The sequence below is a fragment of the Neisseria cinerea genome, assembly GCF_900475315.1.
Taxonomy (GTDB): domain Bacteria; phylum Pseudomonadota; class Gammaproteobacteria; order Burkholderiales; family Neisseriaceae; genus Neisseria; species Neisseria cinerea.
Genome location: NZ_LS483369.1, coordinates 1,453,276 through 1,471,063, shown reverse-complemented (window position 1 = coordinate 1,471,063; position 17,788 = coordinate 1,453,276). Strand labels below are relative to the sequence as shown.

The window sequence follows — 17,788 nt, the reverse complement described above, 5'->3', positions numbered from 1 at the left end:
TGGGAAAGGCCGTATTATACGCCGAAAGGGTCTGGGTTGCTTGGTAATTTGGGCTAAAGTGTTGACAATCTTCAGACGGCATATGGTTGGGGGAAATACAGGTGCCGTCTGAAGATATTAAGGAATAAGGGTTTTATCTGTTTTTCTGATTTTTACCCAAAGTCGGGTATGCGGATAATTGCAGGAAGCAGAGGGGCGGGCAACTGCTTCCGTATGTTTTGATATCAAATGCTGTCATTTCCGCACGGTCGGGAATATGGAAGTTTGGATTTACAGAAGCCTTTAAATATTGCTGAAATGCAGAGGTCGGGATTCCCTCATACGCGGGAATGGCGGTTTCCGGCAAATTGCCGTGTCGCCGAGTGAACCGTACCGCTTATCGTTTCCCTGCCGCTTCTGCTATATTTGCATTTGTTTCCGTCAATCAATGGAGTTTGCCATGAAAAAAATCGAAGCCATCATCAAACCTTTCAAACTCGACGACGTGCGCGAAGCATTGACCGAAATCGGCATTACAGGCATGACCGTCAGCGAGGTTAAAGGGTTTGGAAGGCAGAAGGGGCATACGGAGATTTACCGGGGCGCGGAATACGCCGTCGATTTCCTGCCCAAAGTCAAAATCGAGCTGGTGTTGGCGGATGACGCCGTGGAACGCGCGATTGACGTGATTGTCGAGGTTGCGCGTTCGGGAAAAATCGGCGACGGCAAGATTTTTGTGTTGCCGGTCGAGGAAGCGGTACGCATCCGTACGGGCGAGCGTTCGGATGCGGCAGTCTGACGACCGGATAGAAAATAAAAACCGCAGCCTTGCAGGGCTGCGGTTTCTTTATCGGGAGATGCTGCTTACCACTCGTAATTTACGCCGACATGGTAGGCTGCGGAAGAACCGGACGAAGTGCCGACTGCCACGCCTGCTTTGGCGGCAAAGTTTTCAGTAAAGCGGAAGCCGGTACCGATGGCGACTGCGGATTCGGATTTGTAGCCGCCGACTGCAGCCGTTACATTGAACCGACCCACGTTGTAAGGTTGGAACAGACCGGAGAGCGCGGCTTGTTCTGCAAGGCCTTGGCGGGTTTCTTTGCGCAGGTCTGATACTGTTTTATCCAAACCGTTCAGGCGCGTACCGTGTTCGGTAATGGATTTTTCAGCAGAAGCCAAGCGAGTACCGTGGTCTGCAACAGATTTTTCGGCAGCAGCCAGGCGAGTACCGTGGTCTGCAACGGATTTTTCGGCAGAAACCAGGCGTGTGTTCAATCCTTTGGTAGTAGTGTCCAAACCGTTGATGCTGTTCTCGACTTTGACAAATTTGCTGTCAGACTCTTTTTTGGTGTACACGTCGGCACTGTTTGCTTTTGTAGCGATATCAGCAGTGTTTTTGTTTACCTTGCCGGATACTGCATCCAATGCGGTTTGGTCTGCTTTTTTAGCGATAGCAGTCTCGTTCGCGGTTACCTTGCCGGATACTGCATCCAATGCGGGTTGGTCTGCTTTTTTAGCGATAGCAGTCTCGTTCGCGGTTACTTTGTCGGACACTGCATCCAATGCGGTTTGGTCTGCTTTTTTAGCGATAGCAGTCTCATTTGCGGTTACCTTGTCGGACACTTTATCCAGTTCGGCTTTGTCTGCTTTTGTAGCGATAGCAGCTTTGTTTTCATCGATGGCTTTTTTGTTGGCATCGATGTTGTTGCCGTTGTCAGCAACTTGGTCGGCTACAGCCTTGACAGCATCATGTACTGCGGTAAAGCGTTTGTCGGCATTTGCCTTGTTTTCATCGATGGCTTTTTTGTTAGCATCGATGTCTTCGCGGTTTGCTTCGAGTGCAGGCAGGACGTTATCGCGTACGCCTTCTACGATTGCTTTAATGTCGTCCTTATTCTTGTCGATAGCAGCTTTATTTTCATTGATAGCAGTTTCAACGGCTTTCAGATCTTCTGTGTGTTGGTTGACAACCTCGGCGGTTTTCACCAATGCTTCGCTGTTTTCATTGACGGTTTCGGTCAGGTCGGCAAGGCTTTGGTCGTGTTCAGCTACGACTTCTTTCAGACCCAGACCTTTAAAGTCGTCGGCTTCAACATCGGCTGCAGTTGCTTCTTTTTTGGTAATCTTGCCATTTTCATCAATGTCGTAGATGGTGTCTCCGGCTTTGAAACCGTTGATGTCTTGGACATTGTTGATTGCTGTGGCGGTCACTAGCGCCAAGTCGTCTTTGGTGTCATTGATAGCATCTTTGTTTTTATTGATAGCATCTTCGTTTTTATTGATAGCAGTTTTAACGGCTGTCAGATCTTCTGTGTGTTGGTTGACAACCTCGGCGGTTTTCACCAATGCTTCGCTGTTTTCATTGACGGTTTCGGTCAGGTCGGCAAGGCTTTGGTCGTGTTCAGCCACGACTTCTTTCAGACCCTTACCTTCAAAGTCGTCGGCTTTAACATCATCTTCTGTTGCTTTTTTTGCGGTAATTTCGTTGTTTTCATCAATGTCGTAGATGGTGTCTCCGGCTTTGAATCCGTTGATATCTTGGGCATTGTTGTAGGCTTCAACCAGGGCGGCTTTGGCAACTTTTTCAACGTCGGTAACTTTTGCAGCGGCAGCTTCGGCCTTACCGGCTGCAGTATCAGCTTTGTCTGCTGCAGCTTCGGCTTTGACTGCGGCATCTTCTGCGGCTTTTACTTTGGTATCGACGCTTTGTTTGGTTTCGTCGGCTACCTTTTTGGCTTCATCAGCGGTACTGAGGGCTGTGTCGCCTTAGTGTTGATATCGTCCAGTGAGCTATTGACGCTTTTGCTGGCTTCATCTAGTTTTGTATTGATTGCCTCGATATTTTTCTCAGTCTCTGTGGCAAATGCCGTTATCTTTTCTTCCGCTTGATTCAAGGCTTCGGTGGTTTTATCCAGAGCGGCATCAGTGTCTGCTAAATTGGTTGTTAATTTTTCTATTTCAGACTTGTTGCTTTTTATTTCAGACTTGTTGCTTTCTACGGATGTGTTAAGGTCGTCAATGGTCTTAATCAATCCAGGGTTTTGGTCGTCGCCTTCTTTACCTGTCAGGAGTTCTGTAACGCCAGCAATAGACTTTTTGACTTTCTCAATCTCTTTGCTGTCGCTGGCTTTTTGGTCATCCAGTTTTTTGCCCAGTTCTTCTTTTGCGGCGGTGATTTTGCTTTCAAGATCGGTGGTTACCGCGGTTTTTGCTTCGGTAATCTTGGCGTCTACTTCTGGTTTTTCGTAAACGTCGGCTGCCATTGCGCTGCCGCTGAGGGCGGCAAGGATGGCTGCGGTCAGTACTTTGGATTGAAAGTGTTTCATGGCTCATTACCTTTGTGAGTGGATAAAAAACGGGGTGGAAATCTTTTGCAAGTATTTTCGTTCCCACTAAGTTTGCTTACATATTGAAGTATATGTGAAAGGGAGGCATATATACAATACTTTGTCGTAATTTATTTTGCATAATTTATTTATTTATTTATTTATTTATTTATTTGATTCTTGCCGGCGGGTGGTTCGGTATTGATATCTGTTAACATGTGCATGTTATGCTGCCGCCAATACTGCCGGTGTCGTTTCTTAATTTTGTCAGGATATGGGGTGCCGTCTGAATGTTCAGACGGCATTTTTTCGGGTTCAGATATGGTGGACAATCAGTTTTTTGCCTTGGTGGTCGAGTACGTCGACGTCCATGTCGAATAGGGTTTTGATGTTTGCGGCGGTGAAAATGTCGTTGGGCTTGCCCTGCATGGCGACTTGGCCGTTTTTCATGGCGACGACGTGGTCGGCGTAGGCGGCGGCCTGGTTGATGTCGTGCAATACGACGACGGTGGTGCGTTTGTGTTCGTCGGTCAGCCGGCGCAGGATTTGCATGAGGCAGCGGGCATGATACATGTCGAGGTTGTTCAGCGGTTCGTCCAGCAAAACGTAGTCGGTGCGCTGACAGAATACCATGGCAATCATGGCGCGTTGGCGTTGGCCGCCGGAAAGCTCGGTCAGGTAGCGGTCGGCGAAGTCTTGCAGGTGGAACTCGGCAAGCGCTTCTTCAACGATGGTTTTGTCGTTTTCAGACGGCCTGCCTTGGTGGTAGGGATAGCGGCCGAACATGAGCAGGTCGCGCACGGTAATGCGGCTCATGATGCTGTTTTCTTGGGTGAGGATGGAGAGCGTGCGGGCGAGTTCGGCGGTGGGGGTGGTTTTGATGTCTTTGCCTGCGTAGCTGATGTTGCCGTGTACCAGAGGCTGAAGCCGCGCCATAAAGGAGAGGAGGGTAGATTTGCCTGCGCCGTTGGGGCCGATTAGCGCGGTAATGCCGCCTTCGGGAATGTCGAGGCTGATGTTGTCCAGAATGGGGCGAGTACCGATGTGGAAGCTGACGTTGCGGATGGTAATCATAGGCGGATTCGAATATGGGAAATTGGGTTTTCAGACGGCCTTTAAATGATGAGGCCGTCTGAATTTTATTCCTGTATGGCGTGGTTAAATTTCGCTGACGGTAACAAATTCGGGGTTGTCGGCTTGGTCAATCAGGAAGGCGCGGACGCGTTCTTGCCAGAGTTCGCCGAATTGTTTGAGTTCGTCGGGGCTTGCGCTGCCGCTGACGGCTTTGGGCATGATGTCGCGCATTTGTGGTGCAAAGGGTTGGAGCGCGGCGTTGAGGCTGACGGCAACGGTTTTGCCGGTATCGCGGCGGCGGAGCGCGAGTGTGCCGGTGATTTCGCCTGCACCAAAGGATAAGAGGTGGCGGCGGGCAAAGCGTCCGGCCGGGCCTACGCCGCCAAAGCCGGTTTCGGGTGCGGCGCCGGTAAGGAGTTGGACGACGGACGCGGTAACGCCGGTCGTGCCTTCGTCACGATTGCCCTGCATAAAGGCTTCGATGTCGCCGCGTTGCGGCAGCTCTGCGCCGTAAAGTGCTTCCAGCCCTTTGATGACCATCAGGTAGGCACCGGCGACGGTCGGGCAGGAGTGGCCGCACAGGCGCACGGCATCGGCGTAGCGGTAAGTGAGGATGCCGTTTTCGGCCGCGCCGAGGAATTCGGCAAGCGCGTCCCTGACGGTGATGGTCGGGGCTTGGTTGAAGAATGAGGGGAAATGTTCTTGTGTCATATGTTTTGTCCTGTCGAGGCGGGCGGCCGTTCAGACGGCATCCGTCATTTTTTGTGTTTTAAAACGAGATAGAGGAAAACGAGTCCGCCGGCAAATTCTACTACCACGCTCAACACTGCCTGCATGCCGAGCAGGTGTTCGAACACGGTTTGTCCGCCGACCAGGAGGATGCCGCCGATACAAACCGTCATCGGCAGGCGGACGGAATGGCGGACGGAAGGGGAAAAGTGGTTGGCAAGCGAGGCGACGAGAAGCCCGAAAAAGCTTACGGGGCCGACCACGGCCGTTGCCGTTGCCACCAATGCGGCGGTATAAAGCAGCAGCCATAAGGTGTTGCGCGGGTAGTTGATGCCTAAATTGACGGCTTGGGCGCGCCCTAAAAGGTAAACGTCCAAGCGGTAGCGTTCGCGCCAAACCGCCGCCGCGCTGATGAGCAGAATCAGCGCGCCTATCCCCAACAGTTCGTTGTGGACGGTATTGAAACTGGCGAACATGTTTGCCTGCGCCGCGGTAAATTCTTCGGGATCGATCATGCGGGAGAGCAGCGAGGAAAGGCTGCGGAACAAAATCCCGAAAATCACGCCGATTAAAATCATGCGCGATAAATCGCGACCGCCTTGTTTGACGAGTGTGTAGAACAGCAGCAGCGAGCCGCCCATCATGACGGTAAGTTCGAAGCCGAACTTGCCGACTGCAGGCAGGGATGTATAGCCCACGCCGCCCAGCGTGAAAACCAAAAGCGTCTGTAAAAACATATACAGCGCGTCAAAACCTAAAATCGAGGGTGTGAGAATCGGATTGTTGGTCAGCGTTTGAAAAAGCTGGGTGGAAACGCCGACCGCATATGCGACTAACAGTAAAGCCGCGAGCTTGGTCAGCCGCAGTTGCAGTACAAAATCCCAATCGCCTTTGACATTGAGCGTTAAAAACAGTCCGCAGCAGATCAGTAAGAGTGCGAATGCCGCCCATAACGGGCGCGGGGAACCTTGCATAAATTCAAATTTGTTTTCAGACGGCATGGGCAGGTTTCCTTAACAAAAGCCATAAAAACAACACCGTACCCAATACGCCGAAGACGGTCGATACCGGAATTTCAAACGGAAACACAATCACGCGTCCGATAATGTCGCACAATAAAACCAAAGACGCGCCCAACAAAGCCACCGCCGGCAGGCTTTGGCGCAACCTGTCGCCTATCAGCCGGCTGATGATGTTCGGTACGACCAGCCCGATAAACGGGATATTGCCGACCGTAACGATAACCAGCGATGTAATCAGTGCCACAATAATCAAACCTGACCACAAGACTGCCGTCCGGTTCAGACCCAGATTGACGCTTACTGCCTCACCCAGCCCCAGTATGGTCAGCCGGTCTGCAATCAGGTAGGCAAATAATGCCAATCCACCCGTAATCCAAAGCAGCTCGTAACGTCCCAGCAGTACGCTTGAAAAGTCGCCCTGCTGCCATACGCCGAGCATTTGCAGCATCTCGAACTTGTATGCCACAAATGTTGCCGCCGCCTCAATGACGCCGCCGAAAATAATCCCCACCAGCGGCACCATTAATTGCGCCGTCGGCGGCAGACGGCGGATAAGCATCATAAACACCAACATCCCGATTAACGCAGCAACGGCGGCAACCGACATTTTGACCATCAGGGCGGCCGTCGGAAACAGCAATGTTACCGCCAACAGGCCTAAGGCCGCACTTTGGCTCGCGCCCGCCATAGAAGGTTCGACAAAACGGTTGTGCATCAAAATCTGCATAATCATCCCCGCTACCGCCATCGATGCACCGGTCAGCACGATGGCGAATGTGCGGGGCAGGCGGCTGACCAGTATCAATTCGGTACTGTCGGACAGGGAAAACACATCCGACCAGCGGAAATCGGCAACGCCTACCGACAGGCTGACGATAAATAATGCCGCCAAAAGCAGGAGGTTGGTTAAGTTTAGCGATAAGGGTCTGGCAGTCATAAAAAGAGAAGGGTGGAAAGGCGTTATTGTCGGCTTTTTACGCCTGTAGGAAATCTGAATAAGGCTGCGGGAATCCGCTTCCGACCCTGTTTTTACAAGGCGGGGTACTGGATGATGCAGTCGCCGGAAATCGGGCAAATGCCGTCTGAAACACAGGAGGCGGTTTGAATCTCCGTGTTTCAGACGGCATCGAATGCCGCCGTTTCATTATTTTGCCGCGTTAAAAGCGTCGGCAACCTGTTTGCTTGCATTCAGCAGCTCTTGCGCGCCGCCGGCTGCCAAATAAGTTTCGGGAACGAGGTAAACGACTTGTCCTTTTTTCCATGCGGTTGTTTCGGCGACCAGCGGATTATTCAACACGTCTTTCGCCGCCTGACCCTCTTCGCCGATGGCCGCGCCGCGGTCAAGGACAAACAGCCAGTCGGGATTTTTCTCTTTCAAGTATTCGAAGCTGACGGGCTGGCCGTGGCTGCCTTCTTTAATTGATTCATCGACAGCGGGAACGCCGATGTCTTTGTGTAGCCAGCCGCCCAGTCGTGAAGACGGGCCGAAGGCGGACATCTTGCCGCCGTTGACTAAAATCACCAAACCTTTGCCTTTGCCTTGCGCGGCAGTTTTTGCGGCTTCAAAAGACGCGTCGATTTCCGCCTTCAGCTTGTCGGCTTCCGCCTGTTTGCCGAAGATTTGCGCCAGCGCGTCGATACGCTCTTTGGCACTTTCTTTGAGGTTGGCGGTATCGGCGGTCATTTCGATGGTCGGCGCGATTTCGTTCAATTTGTCAAACGCTTTGGCTGCGCGGCTGCCGATGATGATGAGCTGCGGTTTGTAAGCGTTGAGTGCTTCGTAATCCGGCTCGAACAGCGTGCCGGCAGGTTTCGTGGATTTGAAATATTCGTCCAAATAAGGCAGCCGGTTTTGATCGACGGACAAACCGGTTTTCACGCCCAATTTGCTTAAAGTATCAAGTACGCCCAAATCGTAAACGGCGATGCGCTCCGGATTTTGCGGCACGTTCGCATCGCCGCGCGCCGTTTTGACGGTCAGGGACGCACCTTCGGTTTGGGCGGCAGGAGCGGTTTGCGCGTTTTGGTTTGAAGCGGAATCTTTCGGCGAACACGCACCCAAAGCAAGGGCGCAGCATACGGCTAAAGCAGTTAAACGTGACATAGGATAATTTCTCTGTTGTGGGATTCGAGGATGTAGGCAAGACAGGCCGGGCATCAATATCCGACCTGTAATATCCGAATGCCGCCTTCAACGCCAAACGGGTTTCAGACGGCATCCGGATTTTACACTATGTTTTAGAACTTGTAGTTCACACCCAAGCGTACATCACGTCCGGTACCTGGTAGGGTATTGGTCCAGCGTTGGCTGTGCGGATAGTAGAACTTGTTAAACACGTTGTTGACTGAAAGATTGACATTGAGCGTGTCTTTGCCCAGCGGTTTCCAGTTGGCGAAGATGTCGTTCACACCGAAACCTTGGCGTACAACGTTTTCCAGTTTGCCGTCGCGACCTTTTTGACCTGCCACCAATATCGAACCCTCAGCTTTTTGAACATAACGGCCGCGCCAGCCGATTTCCAGATTCGGGTTTTTGAAGCGGTAGGCAAGGGAGGCTGTCCAAGTGCGGCCGACTTGTGCGCCAAATTCAGGGTTCGCGCTCAACAGCTTGTCTTTGTGCGTATCGTAAAAGCGCGGTTTGCTGTAGCTTACGCCGACTTTGGCAGTCAAGCTGCCGGTGCGGTAGGACGCGCCCAATTCGTAACCGTGGTTTTTGATGTAACCGGCGTTAACGGCTTCACGGACGGCGACAGAGTCGTGGCGGTTTTGCGGATTGGCAAGCGCGTCTTTGATGGTCTGCCAGAAGTAGCTGCCGTTTGCGGCAAACGTGCCGTCGTTGTAGTTGAAGCCGATTTCGGTATTTCGTGCGCGTTCGGCTTTTGTGCCGTCAGCAATCGAGATGATACCGCGTTTACCGTGAGTTTGCAGCGCGTCATACAGGCGCGGGCTGCGGCTGGCGTAGTTGTGGCTTGCGCTGAAGCTCCAGTATTCGTGCGGCTGCCAAATCACACCGAAACTCGGGTTAAGGCTGCTGCTTGAAACGGTTTTGCCGTCGTGGGTTTTTACCTTGAAGCGGTCGTAACGCAGCCCGCCGGTCAGGGTAAAGCCGTTAATTTCGTGAATGGCTTCGATATACGCGCCAGTATCGGTTTTGGTCGGGTTGGACAGTTTGTAGGAATGGACAAGATCCATATCTTTCTTGTCTTTCGCTTTTTCTTCATCGGTCTTATCTATTTCTTTTTTGGGATCTTTCGGATCTTTCTTCTTACCGGAGATCTCAAATTCGCCGTTCAAAAACGCTTGCGGTTTGATTTCCTGATGGCGGTAGTTAATACCGTATTTCAACAGGGTTTGTTCGGCAAGGCGGCTGTCGAAGTTGAAGTTCGCACCATGAGTGGCGATTCGGGTATGGTTAGGACCTTTTACATTGCCTGCGTAACCGCTGCCGCTGTCATCGGCGGAATAGCGTTCGTTTTCCAACACATAGGCGTTGGCGTTCAGTTTTTCGACAAAGCCCAGGTTCTTGCCCGTGTACTCTAAGTTGGTGTTGGATTGGGTAGTTTCACGGTATGAGGGTTTCTGCCTGTCTTTTGCAGGGTCGGACTCGAAGATTGTAAACTCTTCACGCACAGTACGGATGCCCCGGTGCTGGTCTTTCATGTGGCTCAACACGATGCGGTGGTCGCCGTCGCCGAAGGTTGTTCCGATTTTGGCGAGGTAGCTGCGTTTGTCCAGTGCGCTGTAAGGTACGGTTTTGCCGCCGTTGGGACTTTTGTAGCCTTTACCTGCTTCGTAATCTTTTTCATCGTTGCGGTTGTAAGAGAACAAACCGTCGAAGTTGCCCTCTTTTCCGAATACGCTTGCGCCGTAGTTTACGCCGTCATTAGAGGCATAGCCGCTGCTGAGGCGCACGCCCCAGTTTTTATCCAAGCCTTTGAGCAGGTCTTGGGCATCGACGGTTTTGGCGATAATCGCGCCGTTGGTTGCGCCGATACCGGCAGAGGCGGAACCCGCGCCTTTTTGTACGGAAACGACTTTAACCAAAGCGGGATCGACAATAAATCTGCCTTGGTGGTAAAGGATTTGGCTGTCGGAATAGGCGTTGTCCACCTTGACGTCGACAGAATTATGACCCATGCCGCGCAAGGTCAGGTGTTGGGACGTGCCGTTACCGCCGCCGAAATCGATGGACGGCTCTTCTTTTAAGAGTTCGCGCATATCGGTTGCGGTGCTTTCGTCTTTTTGTTGAAGCGTAACGATGTTGGTACGGATTTTGCTGCCTTGGCGGTCGCCTTTTACGGTAACGGTATCCAGTACGGCCTTGGCATTATTTTCTGCCGCATGGGCAAAACCTGCCGCCAGGGTAAGTGAGAGCAGGCTGAGGCGGAACAACGGGGTATTCATTCAATCTTCCTTGTTGAGATAGAAAAATAAAAACAAAACTGCTAAGAAATGGTTTAGATTTTAGACAGTCAATAATTATTCTCATTAATATTATCGAGATGTAGTTATTCTGTAAAGTTGCGTATTGTTTTTATTTGGAAAGTGTTGTTTTTTGTTGACAGGTTTGTTCGACGACATGAAAAACGGCAGGAATAATTTTGTACCGCATCACTTGAATTTGTTCGAACAAACCCTAATTTTACCGACTTATACAGGCAGCCGCCTGACGGCTGTCCGGTTTTCATCCTTAATCTGTCTGAGTTTTTTAGGCAGGAAATTGTTTTTAAATAATTTTATCGGAGTATAAACATGACCATCCGCCCTTTACACGACCGCGTCGTCGTCAAACGCTTGGAAGCTGAAGAGAAAACCGCATCGGGCATCGTCTTGCCGGGCGCAGCCGCTGAAAAACCCGACATGGGCGAAGTAATCGCCGTGGGTGCGGGCAAAATCGGTAAAGACGGCGCGCGCCGTCCGCTGGATGTCAAAGTCGGCGACAAAATCATTTTCGGCAAATACAGCGGCCAAACCGTAAAAGCCGACGGCGAAGAGCTGTTGGTAATGCGTGAAGAAGACATCTTTGGTATCGTTGAATAATTGTTGAATTAGGTTTCAGAACCGAAGGCCGTCTGAATCAAACATGAAGTTTTCAGACGGCATCGAACAGATTTTTAATATTGATTTGGAGAATTTAAATGGCAGCAAAAGACGTACAATTCGGCAATGAAGTTCGCCAAAAAATGGTAAACGGCGTCAATGTATTGGCAAACGCCGTACGCGTAACTTTGGGCCCTAAAGGCCGCAACGTGGTACTCGACCGCGCTTTTGGCGGTCCGCACATCACTAAAGACGGTGTGTCTGTTGCAAAAGAAATCGAATTGAAAGACAAATTCGAAAACATGGGCGCGCAAATGGTGAAAGAAGTTGCGTCTAAAACCAACGACGTAGCAGGTGACGGTACCACTACTGCAACCGTATTGGCACAATCCATCGTTGCCGAAGGCATGAAATACGTGACCGCCGGTATGAACCCGACCGACCTGAAACGTGGTATCGACAAAGCTGTTGCCGCTTTGGTTGACGAGCTGAAAAACATCGCCAAACCTTGCGACACTTCTAAAGAAATCGCGCAAGTCGGATCTATTTCCGCCAACTCTGACGAACAAGTCGGCGCGATTATCGCCGAAGCGATGGAAAAAGTCGGCAAAGAAGGCGTGATTACCGTTGAAGACGGCAAATCTTTGGAAAACGAGCTGGACGTGGTTGAAGGTATGCAGTTCGACCGTGGCTACCTGTCTCCTTACTTCATCAACGACGCTGAAAAACAAATTGCTGCTTTGGACAATCCGTTTGTATTGCTGTTTGACAAAAAAATCAGCAACATCCGCGACTTGTTGCCTGTTTTGGAACAAGTGGCCAAAGCTAGCCGTCCGCTCTTGATTATCGCTGAAGACGTAGAAGGCGAAGCCTTGGCGACTTTGGTCGTGAACAACATCCGCGGCATCCTGAAAACCGTTGCCGTTAAAGCTCCGGGCTTCGGCGACCGCCGCAAAGCCATGTTGCAAGACATCGCCATCCTGACCGGCGGCACCGTGATTGCCGAAGAAGTCGGCCTGTCTTTGGAAAAAGCCACTCTGGAAGACTTGGGTCAAGCCAAACGCATCGAAATCGGTAAAGAAAACACCACCATCATCGACGGCTTCGGCGACGCTGCCCAAATCGAAGCGCGTGTTGCCGAAATCCGCCAACAAATCGAAACCGCGACCAGCGATTACGACAAAGAAAAACTGCAAGAGCGCGTTGCCAAATTGGCAGGCGGCGTAGCAGTAATCAAAGTTGGTGCCGCTACCGAAGTCGAAATGAAAGAGAAAAAAGACCGCGTGGAAGACGCGTTGCACGCTACCCGCGCAGCCGTTGAAGAAGGCGTGGTTGCAGGCGGCGGCGTAGCCCTGTTGCGCGCCCGTGCCGCTCTGGAAAACCTGCACACCGGCAATGCCGACCAAGACGCAGGCGTACAAATCGTATTGCGCGCCGTTGAGTCTCCGCTGCGCCAAATCGTTGCCAACGCAGGCGGCGAACCTAGCGTGGTTGTGAACAAAGTGTTGGAAGGCAAAGGCAACTACGGTTACAACGCAGGCTCCGGCGAATACGGCGACATGATCGAAATGGGCGTACTCGACCCTGCCAAAGTAACCCGTTCTGCGCTGCAACACGCCGCATCTATCGCCGGCCTGATGCTGACCACAGACTGCATGATTGCTGAAATCCCTGAAGAAAAACCTGCTATGCCTGACATGGGCGGCATGGGTGGTATGGGCGGCATGATGTAAGAAATGCCGTCTGAAGCTTTCAGATAAAAAAACCGCACGGCTTATACCGTGCGGTTTTTTTATCTGAATAATGGGCGGGTGCCGGTAGGCATAAAAAGGGGATTTTTACGGGTAAATAGAAAATTTTTTCATTTTCAAGTCATCATTGCTTGCCATCGGCGTTAAATTTTTTTACGATAAGCGCATAGATTGTAAACAATCAGTCAAAAGCCAGATTGTTTTTTCAGACGACATTATCCTGTCAGACGCTGTTTTCTATATCGAGTAGCCGTTAATGGCTTGTTTTTTATTAGGTAATTAAGAGGTATCAACGTGTCTGATTCCAAAACGAACGAACGCGCCACGTTTAACAACCGTCGGGCGTTTATGTTTGCCGCCATCGGTTCTGCCGTGGGTTTGGGCAATATCTGGCGGTTTCCCTATATTGCATTTGATAATGGCGGCGGCGCATTCATGCTGCCGTACTTGGTCGCCCTTCTGACAGCCGGTATTCCGCTGCTGCTGCTTGATTATGCCATCGGGCACCGTTATCGGGGTTCCCCGCCGTTGGCTTTCCGCCGCCTCGGACGCTGGTTTGAACCGGTAGGCTGGTGGAATGTGATGACCAATATCGTCATCTGCATCTATTACGCAGTGATTATCGGTTGGTCGGCAAGTTATGTTTATTATTCGTTCAATGCGGCATGGGGTGTCAATCCGCAAGACTTCTTCTTTAAAGACTTCCTGAATATGGCCGGGCCTGAGGCTTTGGGATTGGATTTTGTCGGTAAAGTTGTCGGGCCGTTAGTCGGCGTATGGGTTTTCACATCGGTCATTATGGCTTTGGGCGTGCAAAAAGGCGTGGCAGGCGCATCGTCTTTCTTTATGCCGTTGCTTGTAATCATGTTCTTGATTATGGTCGGCATTTCACTGACCCTGCCGGGTGCGGCAAAGGGGCTGGACGCATTGTTTACGCCGGACTGGTCCAAGCTTGCCGATCCTAAGGTCTGGGTGGCTGCTTATGGTCAGATTTTCTTCTCTCTTTCCATCTGTTTCGGCATTATGGTTACTTATTCTTCTTACTTGAAGAAGAAAACGGATTTGGGCGGCACGGGCTTGGTGGTCGGGTTTGCCAACAGCAGTTTTGAGTTGCTCGCGGGTATCGGCGTGTTTGCCGCACTGGGCTTTATGGCGCAGGCAAACGGGCAGGCGGTTAATGAGGTCGCCTCCAGCGGTATCGGTTTGGCGTTTATCGCTTTTCCGACCATCATCAATCAGGCTCCCATGGGTGCACTTATCGGCGTATTGTTTTTCGGTTCGCTGGTGTTTGCAGGCATTACCTCGATGATTTCCATCGTCGAAGTGATTGTGGCCGCCATTCAGGACAAGTTGAATATCGGTCGCGTCAACGCTACATTGCTCGTCTGTATTCCCATGGGCATTGTTTCTACATTGTTGTTCGGTACGACCACCGGTCTGCCTGTTTTGGACGTTTTGGACAAGTTCGTCAATACTTACGGCATTGTGGCATCCGGTTTCTTGTATGTTTTGGCGATTATCGTATTCCGCAGGCTGCCGGAGTTGCGCAAGCATCTTAACGCGTTGTCTTCCATACGCATCGGTGCGTTGTGGACGGTTTGTGTGTTCTTTACCGTCGCCATGCTCGGCTATATGCTGTTTAAAGATACCAGCGGCCTGATGGAGAAAAATTACGAAGGTTATCCGGATGGTTTCCTCAGTATTTTCGGATGGGGAATGTCGGCGGCATTGGTCGTGTTCGGGTTGCTGCTTTCGCTGCTGCCTTGGAAACACGGTCAGGATTTTAATGTCAAAGACGAACACGAACACGAACAAGGAGAAGAAAAATGAGTACTTCCGCCATTGTGATGATGATTGTCTCAATCGTGATAATCTGGGGAGGGCTGCTGCTTTCCCTGTTAAGGTTGCCGAACGAGTAAGCCTTTAGAGCGTTAAAAATGCCGTCTGAACTGTTTCAGACGGCATTTTGATGTTCGGCTTACAGGTAGGCGAGTTCGTTTGCCATTTGTTGTTCCAAGGTTTCGCGCCGGCGGATGAGCTTGTATCCGCCGCCGTCAACCAACACTTCCGCCGCACGGTTGCGCGCGTTGTAATTGCTCGCCATGCTGGCACCGTATGCGCCCGCGCTGCGGATAAGCAGCAAATCACCTTCTTCGCAGGCGATGGTGCGGTCTTTGCCGAGGAAGTCGCCGGTTTCACAAATCGGGCCGACGATGTTGGCCGTCAGAGGCTCAATGTCTTTGGTTTCGACCGCCTCGATGTGATGATAGGCATCATATAGGGCGGGGCGCATTAAATCGTTCATCGCTGCATCGACCATCACAAAGTTTTTCTCTTCGCCGTATTTGACGAATTCGACGCGTGTCAGCAGCGAACCTGCGTTGCCGACCAAACTGCGGCCTGGCTCAAGAATGAGTTTCAGACGGCGTGTGCCGATCAGTTTTTGAACTGCTTGGGCATACGCGCCCAAATCAGGCACATTTTCGTCTTGGTAAACAATGCCGACGCCGCCGCCTAAGTCCAAATGTTCCAAAACAATGCCTTCGGCGGCAAGAGCGTCAACTAAAATCAAAATGCGTTCGCAGGCTTCGACCAGCGGGCTTAAGTCGGTCAGTTGCGAACCGATGTGGCAGTCGATGCCGATGATTTTCAAATTGGGCTGTTGTGCGGCATGGCGGTAGGCTTCGAGCGCGTCGGCGTAGGCGATGCCGAATTTGTTGGCTTTCAGTCCTGTGGAGATGTAGGGATGGGTTTTGGCATCGACATCGGGGTTGACGCGCAGGGAGACGGGCGCGGTTTTACCCAACCGCGCGGCAACTTTTTGAATACGGTCGATTTCGGGAATGCTTTCCATATTGAAGCATTTCACACCCGCATTCAGCGCGAACTCAATTTCTGCTTCACTCTTACCCACACCGGAAAAAATCGTTTTCGCCGCATCGCCGCCTGCCGCCAAAACGCGTGCTAATTCGCCGCCGGACACAATGTCAAAACCGCTCCCCAAAGAAGCAAAGTGCTTGATGATGCTTAGGTTGCCATTGGCTTTAACTGCATAGCAGACGAGCGGGGAGAGCTCGGCAAAGGCAGTTTGGTAGTGTTCAAATGCTTCGATCAGCGCGGATTGGCTGTACACATAAAGCGGCGTGCCGAATTCTTCGGCAAGGCGGGGGTAGGGGACTTGTTCGCAAAATAGGGTCATGTTTTCGTTTTCATTTTTGGGTTTGTGAAGTGGATTGCGGTTTGCTTTGAAGTTGCAAACCGGTTTGGATTACGCCGAAACGCGCCTTGTCGCCTTCTTTGGGCAGGTAGAGGTCGCCTTTGTAACCGCAGGCCGAGAGCAGGAGGGCGGTTGCCGCTGCAAAAAATACGCCGTATTTCATCGGTAAACTTCCTTCATAAGCGCGAATGTGGCAAGATTCGGTATCTTAAACAAAAAACACGCAAAAAGCCATGATGACCGAAAGCGAATTCATCCGCATGAGCGAAGAATTGTTCGAACACATCGAAGACCAAATCGACGAAAACGGCTGGGATTTCGACTGCCAGTTTGCCGGAAACGTCCTGACCATCGAAGCCGGAGACGGCACGCAAATCATCGTCAACCGCCACACGCCCAATCAGGAATTGTGGATTGCCGCAAAAAGCGGCGGCTACCATTTCGCCGAGCAAAACGGCAAATGGCTGGCAACGCGAGACGGACGCGATTTTTATGACGTTTTAAACGAAGCCCTGAGCGCGGCTTCGGGCGAAGCGGTAAAGATTGCCGAATTGTAATCGGACTCAGAACCCATCCTACCCCCAAACCATTCATTCAAAAGGATAACCCAATGCCCCTGTTAGACAGTTTCAAGGTTGACCACACCCGTATGCACGCTCCTGCCGTGCGTGTGGCAAAAACCATGACCACGCCCAAAGGCGACACCATTACCGTATTCGACCTGCGCTTTTGCGTTCCCAACAAAGAAATCCTGCCCGAAAAAGGTATACACACGCTGGAGCATTTGTTTGCAGGCTTTATGCGCGACCACTTAAACGGCAACGGCGTCGAAATCATCGACATTTCCCCGATGGGCTGCCGTACCGGTTTCTACATGAGCCTCATCGGTACGCCTTCCGAACAGCAGGTCGCCAATGCATGGCTCGCCTCGATGCAGGATGTGGTCAATGTCAAAGATCAAAGCAAAATCCCCGAGCTGAACGAATACCAATGCGGCACTTATCAAATGCACTCGCTTGCCGAAGCGCAGCAAATCGCGCAAAACGTGTTGGCGCGCAAAGTGGCGGTTAACCGAAACGATGATTTGGCTTTGGATGAAAGCCTGCTGAACGCTTAATCTGTTTTGAAATGCCGTCTGAAAGTCAGAATCTGTCTTCAGACGGCATTTTGTTTTCCGACAGTTTATAAACTGTCGTTATTTCTTGACAGAAACAACGACCTTATTTGAAACGATTGGAGAACATGATTATGGGCTTTTGGAATGGTGTGGCAAAAGCAGCAAAAACAGTAGGCGAGGGAATGATTGAAGCAGCCAATGAGCATAAGGCGCTGAAAATGGAATATGCGGAGAAATCAAGTGAAGAGCTGCATGAAATCGTAAAGAGTGATGGTTTTTTTAAAAAATCCACACGGGAAACGTGCTGCTTATTCTGTTTTAAAAGAGCGTGGCGAGGTTTGAGCAGGAAACGGCGGCATTTGCCGCTGTTTTTTATCGGTAGGAGTCCGTCCGAATATCGGGACAAGGTTTCAGACGGCATCGAAGATTGCTATGATATAGTGCCTTGACTTTAAACTGGTACGGCATCCCCTCGCCCTGTCCTAATTTAAAGTTAATCCACCATACCATTCCCGTCATCCTTCCAAACGGAA

General features: G+C 51.2%; 18 protein-coding genes. 7 read left to right on the top strand and 11 right to left on the bottom strand.

Annotation, left to right across the window (positions count from 1 at the left end; genetic code table 11):
- Positions 1-439 precede the first annotated feature (439 nt).
- Entirely contained in the window at positions 440-778 is a 339-nt protein-coding gene (locus DQM57_RS07650) for a P-II family nitrogen regulator (RefSeq protein ID WP_039854868.1), read from the top strand.
- Between the two features lie 65 nt (positions 779-843).
- Here DQM57_RS07650 and DQM57_RS09915 read toward each other — a convergent pair whose 3' ends face one another.
- From DQM57_RS09915 to fetA, 8 genes are all read right to left on the bottom strand, one after another.
- A complete protein-coding gene (locus tag DQM57_RS09915) occupies positions 844-2,262 on the bottom strand; it encodes a YadA-like family protein (protein ID WP_373279804.1) in 1,419 nt (472 codons plus the stop codon).
- Between the two features lie 440 nt (positions 2,263-2,702).
- On the bottom strand, positions 2,703-3,305 hold the full coding sequence (locus DQM57_RS07630) for an adhesin (protein WP_111727423.1): 603 nt from the start codon (positions 3,303-3,305) through the stop codon (positions 2,703-2,705).
- Positions 3,306-3,620: 315 nt separating this feature from the next.
- Positions 3,621-4,379, bottom strand: coding sequence for an iron ABC transporter ATP-binding protein (locus DQM57_RS07625; RefSeq protein ID WP_107997336.1), 759 nt, complete (start codon positions 4,377-4,379; stop codon positions 3,621-3,623).
- Positions 4,380-4,463: 84 nt separating this feature from the next.
- Positions 4,464-5,090 (bottom strand): FmdE family protein, encoded by a 627-nt coding sequence (locus tag DQM57_RS07620; protein WP_111727422.1) that lies wholly within the window; start codon positions 5,088-5,090, stop codon positions 4,464-4,466.
- Positions 5,091-5,134: 44 nt separating this feature from the next.
- Positions 5,135-6,109, bottom strand: coding sequence for an iron chelate uptake ABC transporter family permease subunit (locus DQM57_RS07615; protein WP_111727421.1), 975 nt, complete (start codon positions 6,107-6,109; stop codon positions 5,135-5,137).
- On the bottom strand, positions 6,099-7,067 hold the full coding sequence (locus DQM57_RS07610; RefSeq protein ID WP_111727420.1) for an ABC transporter permease: 969 nt from the start codon (positions 7,065-7,067) through the stop codon (positions 6,099-6,101). Before DQM57_RS07610 ends, DQM57_RS07615 begins: the two co-directional genes overlap by 11 nt.
- Before the next feature lie 207 nt (positions 7,068-7,274).
- Positions 7,275-8,234, bottom strand: a complete 960-nt coding sequence (locus DQM57_RS07605) for a siderophore ABC transporter substrate-binding protein (protein WP_111727419.1) — start codon at positions 8,232-8,234, stop codon at positions 7,275-7,277.
- 134 nt (positions 8,235-8,368) lie between these two features.
- A complete protein-coding gene (gene fetA, locus DQM57_RS07600; protein WP_111727418.1) occupies positions 8,369-10,534 on the bottom strand; it encodes a TonB-dependent siderophore receptor FetA/FrpB in 2,166 nt (721 codons plus the stop codon).
- Between the two features lie 348 nt (positions 10,535-10,882).
- On the opposite strand from fetA, the gene DQM57_RS07595 reads away from it, so the two are divergent.
- The 4 genes from DQM57_RS07595 (at position 10,883) to DQM57_RS07580 (ending at position 14,840) form a co-directional block, all read left to right on the top strand.
- On the top strand, positions 10,883-11,170 hold the full coding sequence (locus DQM57_RS07595) for a co-chaperone GroES (protein ID WP_002218094.1): 288 nt from the start codon (positions 10,883-10,885) through the stop codon (positions 11,168-11,170).
- A 98-nt stretch (positions 11,171-11,268) separates the two neighbouring features.
- Entirely contained in the window at positions 11,269-12,903 is a 1,635-nt protein-coding gene (gene groL, locus DQM57_RS07590; protein WP_111727417.1) for a chaperonin GroEL, read from the top strand.
- Between the two features lie 312 nt (positions 12,904-13,215).
- Positions 13,216-14,751 (top strand): sodium-dependent transporter, encoded by a 1,536-nt coding sequence (locus DQM57_RS07585; protein WP_107961098.1) that lies wholly within the window; start codon positions 13,216-13,218, stop codon positions 14,749-14,751.
- Positions 14,748-14,840 carry a methionine/alanine import family NSS transporter small subunit gene (locus DQM57_RS07580; RefSeq protein WP_002233157.1) on the top strand — a complete coding sequence of 31 codons (93 nt, stop codon included), beginning with the start codon at positions 14,748-14,750 and terminating at the stop codon, positions 14,838-14,840. Before DQM57_RS07585 ends, DQM57_RS07580 begins: the two co-directional genes overlap by 4 nt.
- A gap of 59 nt (positions 14,841-14,899) precedes the next feature.
- Here DQM57_RS07580 and lysA read toward each other — a convergent pair whose 3' ends face one another.
- Positions 14,900-16,120 (bottom strand): diaminopimelate decarboxylase, encoded by a 1,221-nt coding sequence (gene lysA, locus DQM57_RS07575; RefSeq protein ID WP_111727416.1) that lies wholly within the window; start codon positions 16,118-16,120, stop codon positions 14,900-14,902.
- A gap of 10 nt (positions 16,121-16,130) precedes the next feature.
- Positions 16,131-16,301 (bottom strand): LPS translocon maturation chaperone LptM, encoded by a 171-nt coding sequence (lptM, locus tag DQM57_RS07570; protein ID WP_107961096.1) that lies wholly within the window; start codon positions 16,299-16,301, stop codon positions 16,131-16,133.
- 70 nt (positions 16,302-16,371) lie between these two features.
- Between lptM and cyaY the strand changes: the two genes are divergently transcribed.
- Both cyaY and luxS read left to right on the top strand, forming a co-directional pair.
- The gene (gene cyaY / locus DQM57_RS07565) at positions 16,372-16,695 is read left to right on the top strand and encodes an iron donor protein CyaY (protein ID WP_002246480.1); all 324 of its coding nucleotides are present in this window, start codon (positions 16,372-16,374) and stop codon (positions 16,693-16,695) included.
- Positions 16,696-16,748: 53 nt separating this feature from the next.
- The gene (gene luxS, locus DQM57_RS07560; RefSeq protein ID WP_111727415.1) at positions 16,749-17,255 is read left to right on the top strand and encodes an S-ribosylhomocysteine lyase; all 507 of its coding nucleotides are present in this window, start codon (positions 16,749-16,751) and stop codon (positions 17,253-17,255) included.
- Between the two features lie 103 nt (positions 17,256-17,358).
- Here luxS and DQM57_RS10075 read toward each other — a convergent pair whose 3' ends face one another.
- Positions 17,359-17,676, bottom strand: coding sequence for a hypothetical protein (locus DQM57_RS10075; protein ID WP_167395563.1), 318 nt, complete (start codon positions 17,674-17,676; stop codon positions 17,359-17,361).
- Between the last annotated feature and the right edge of the window lie 112 nt (positions 17,677-17,788).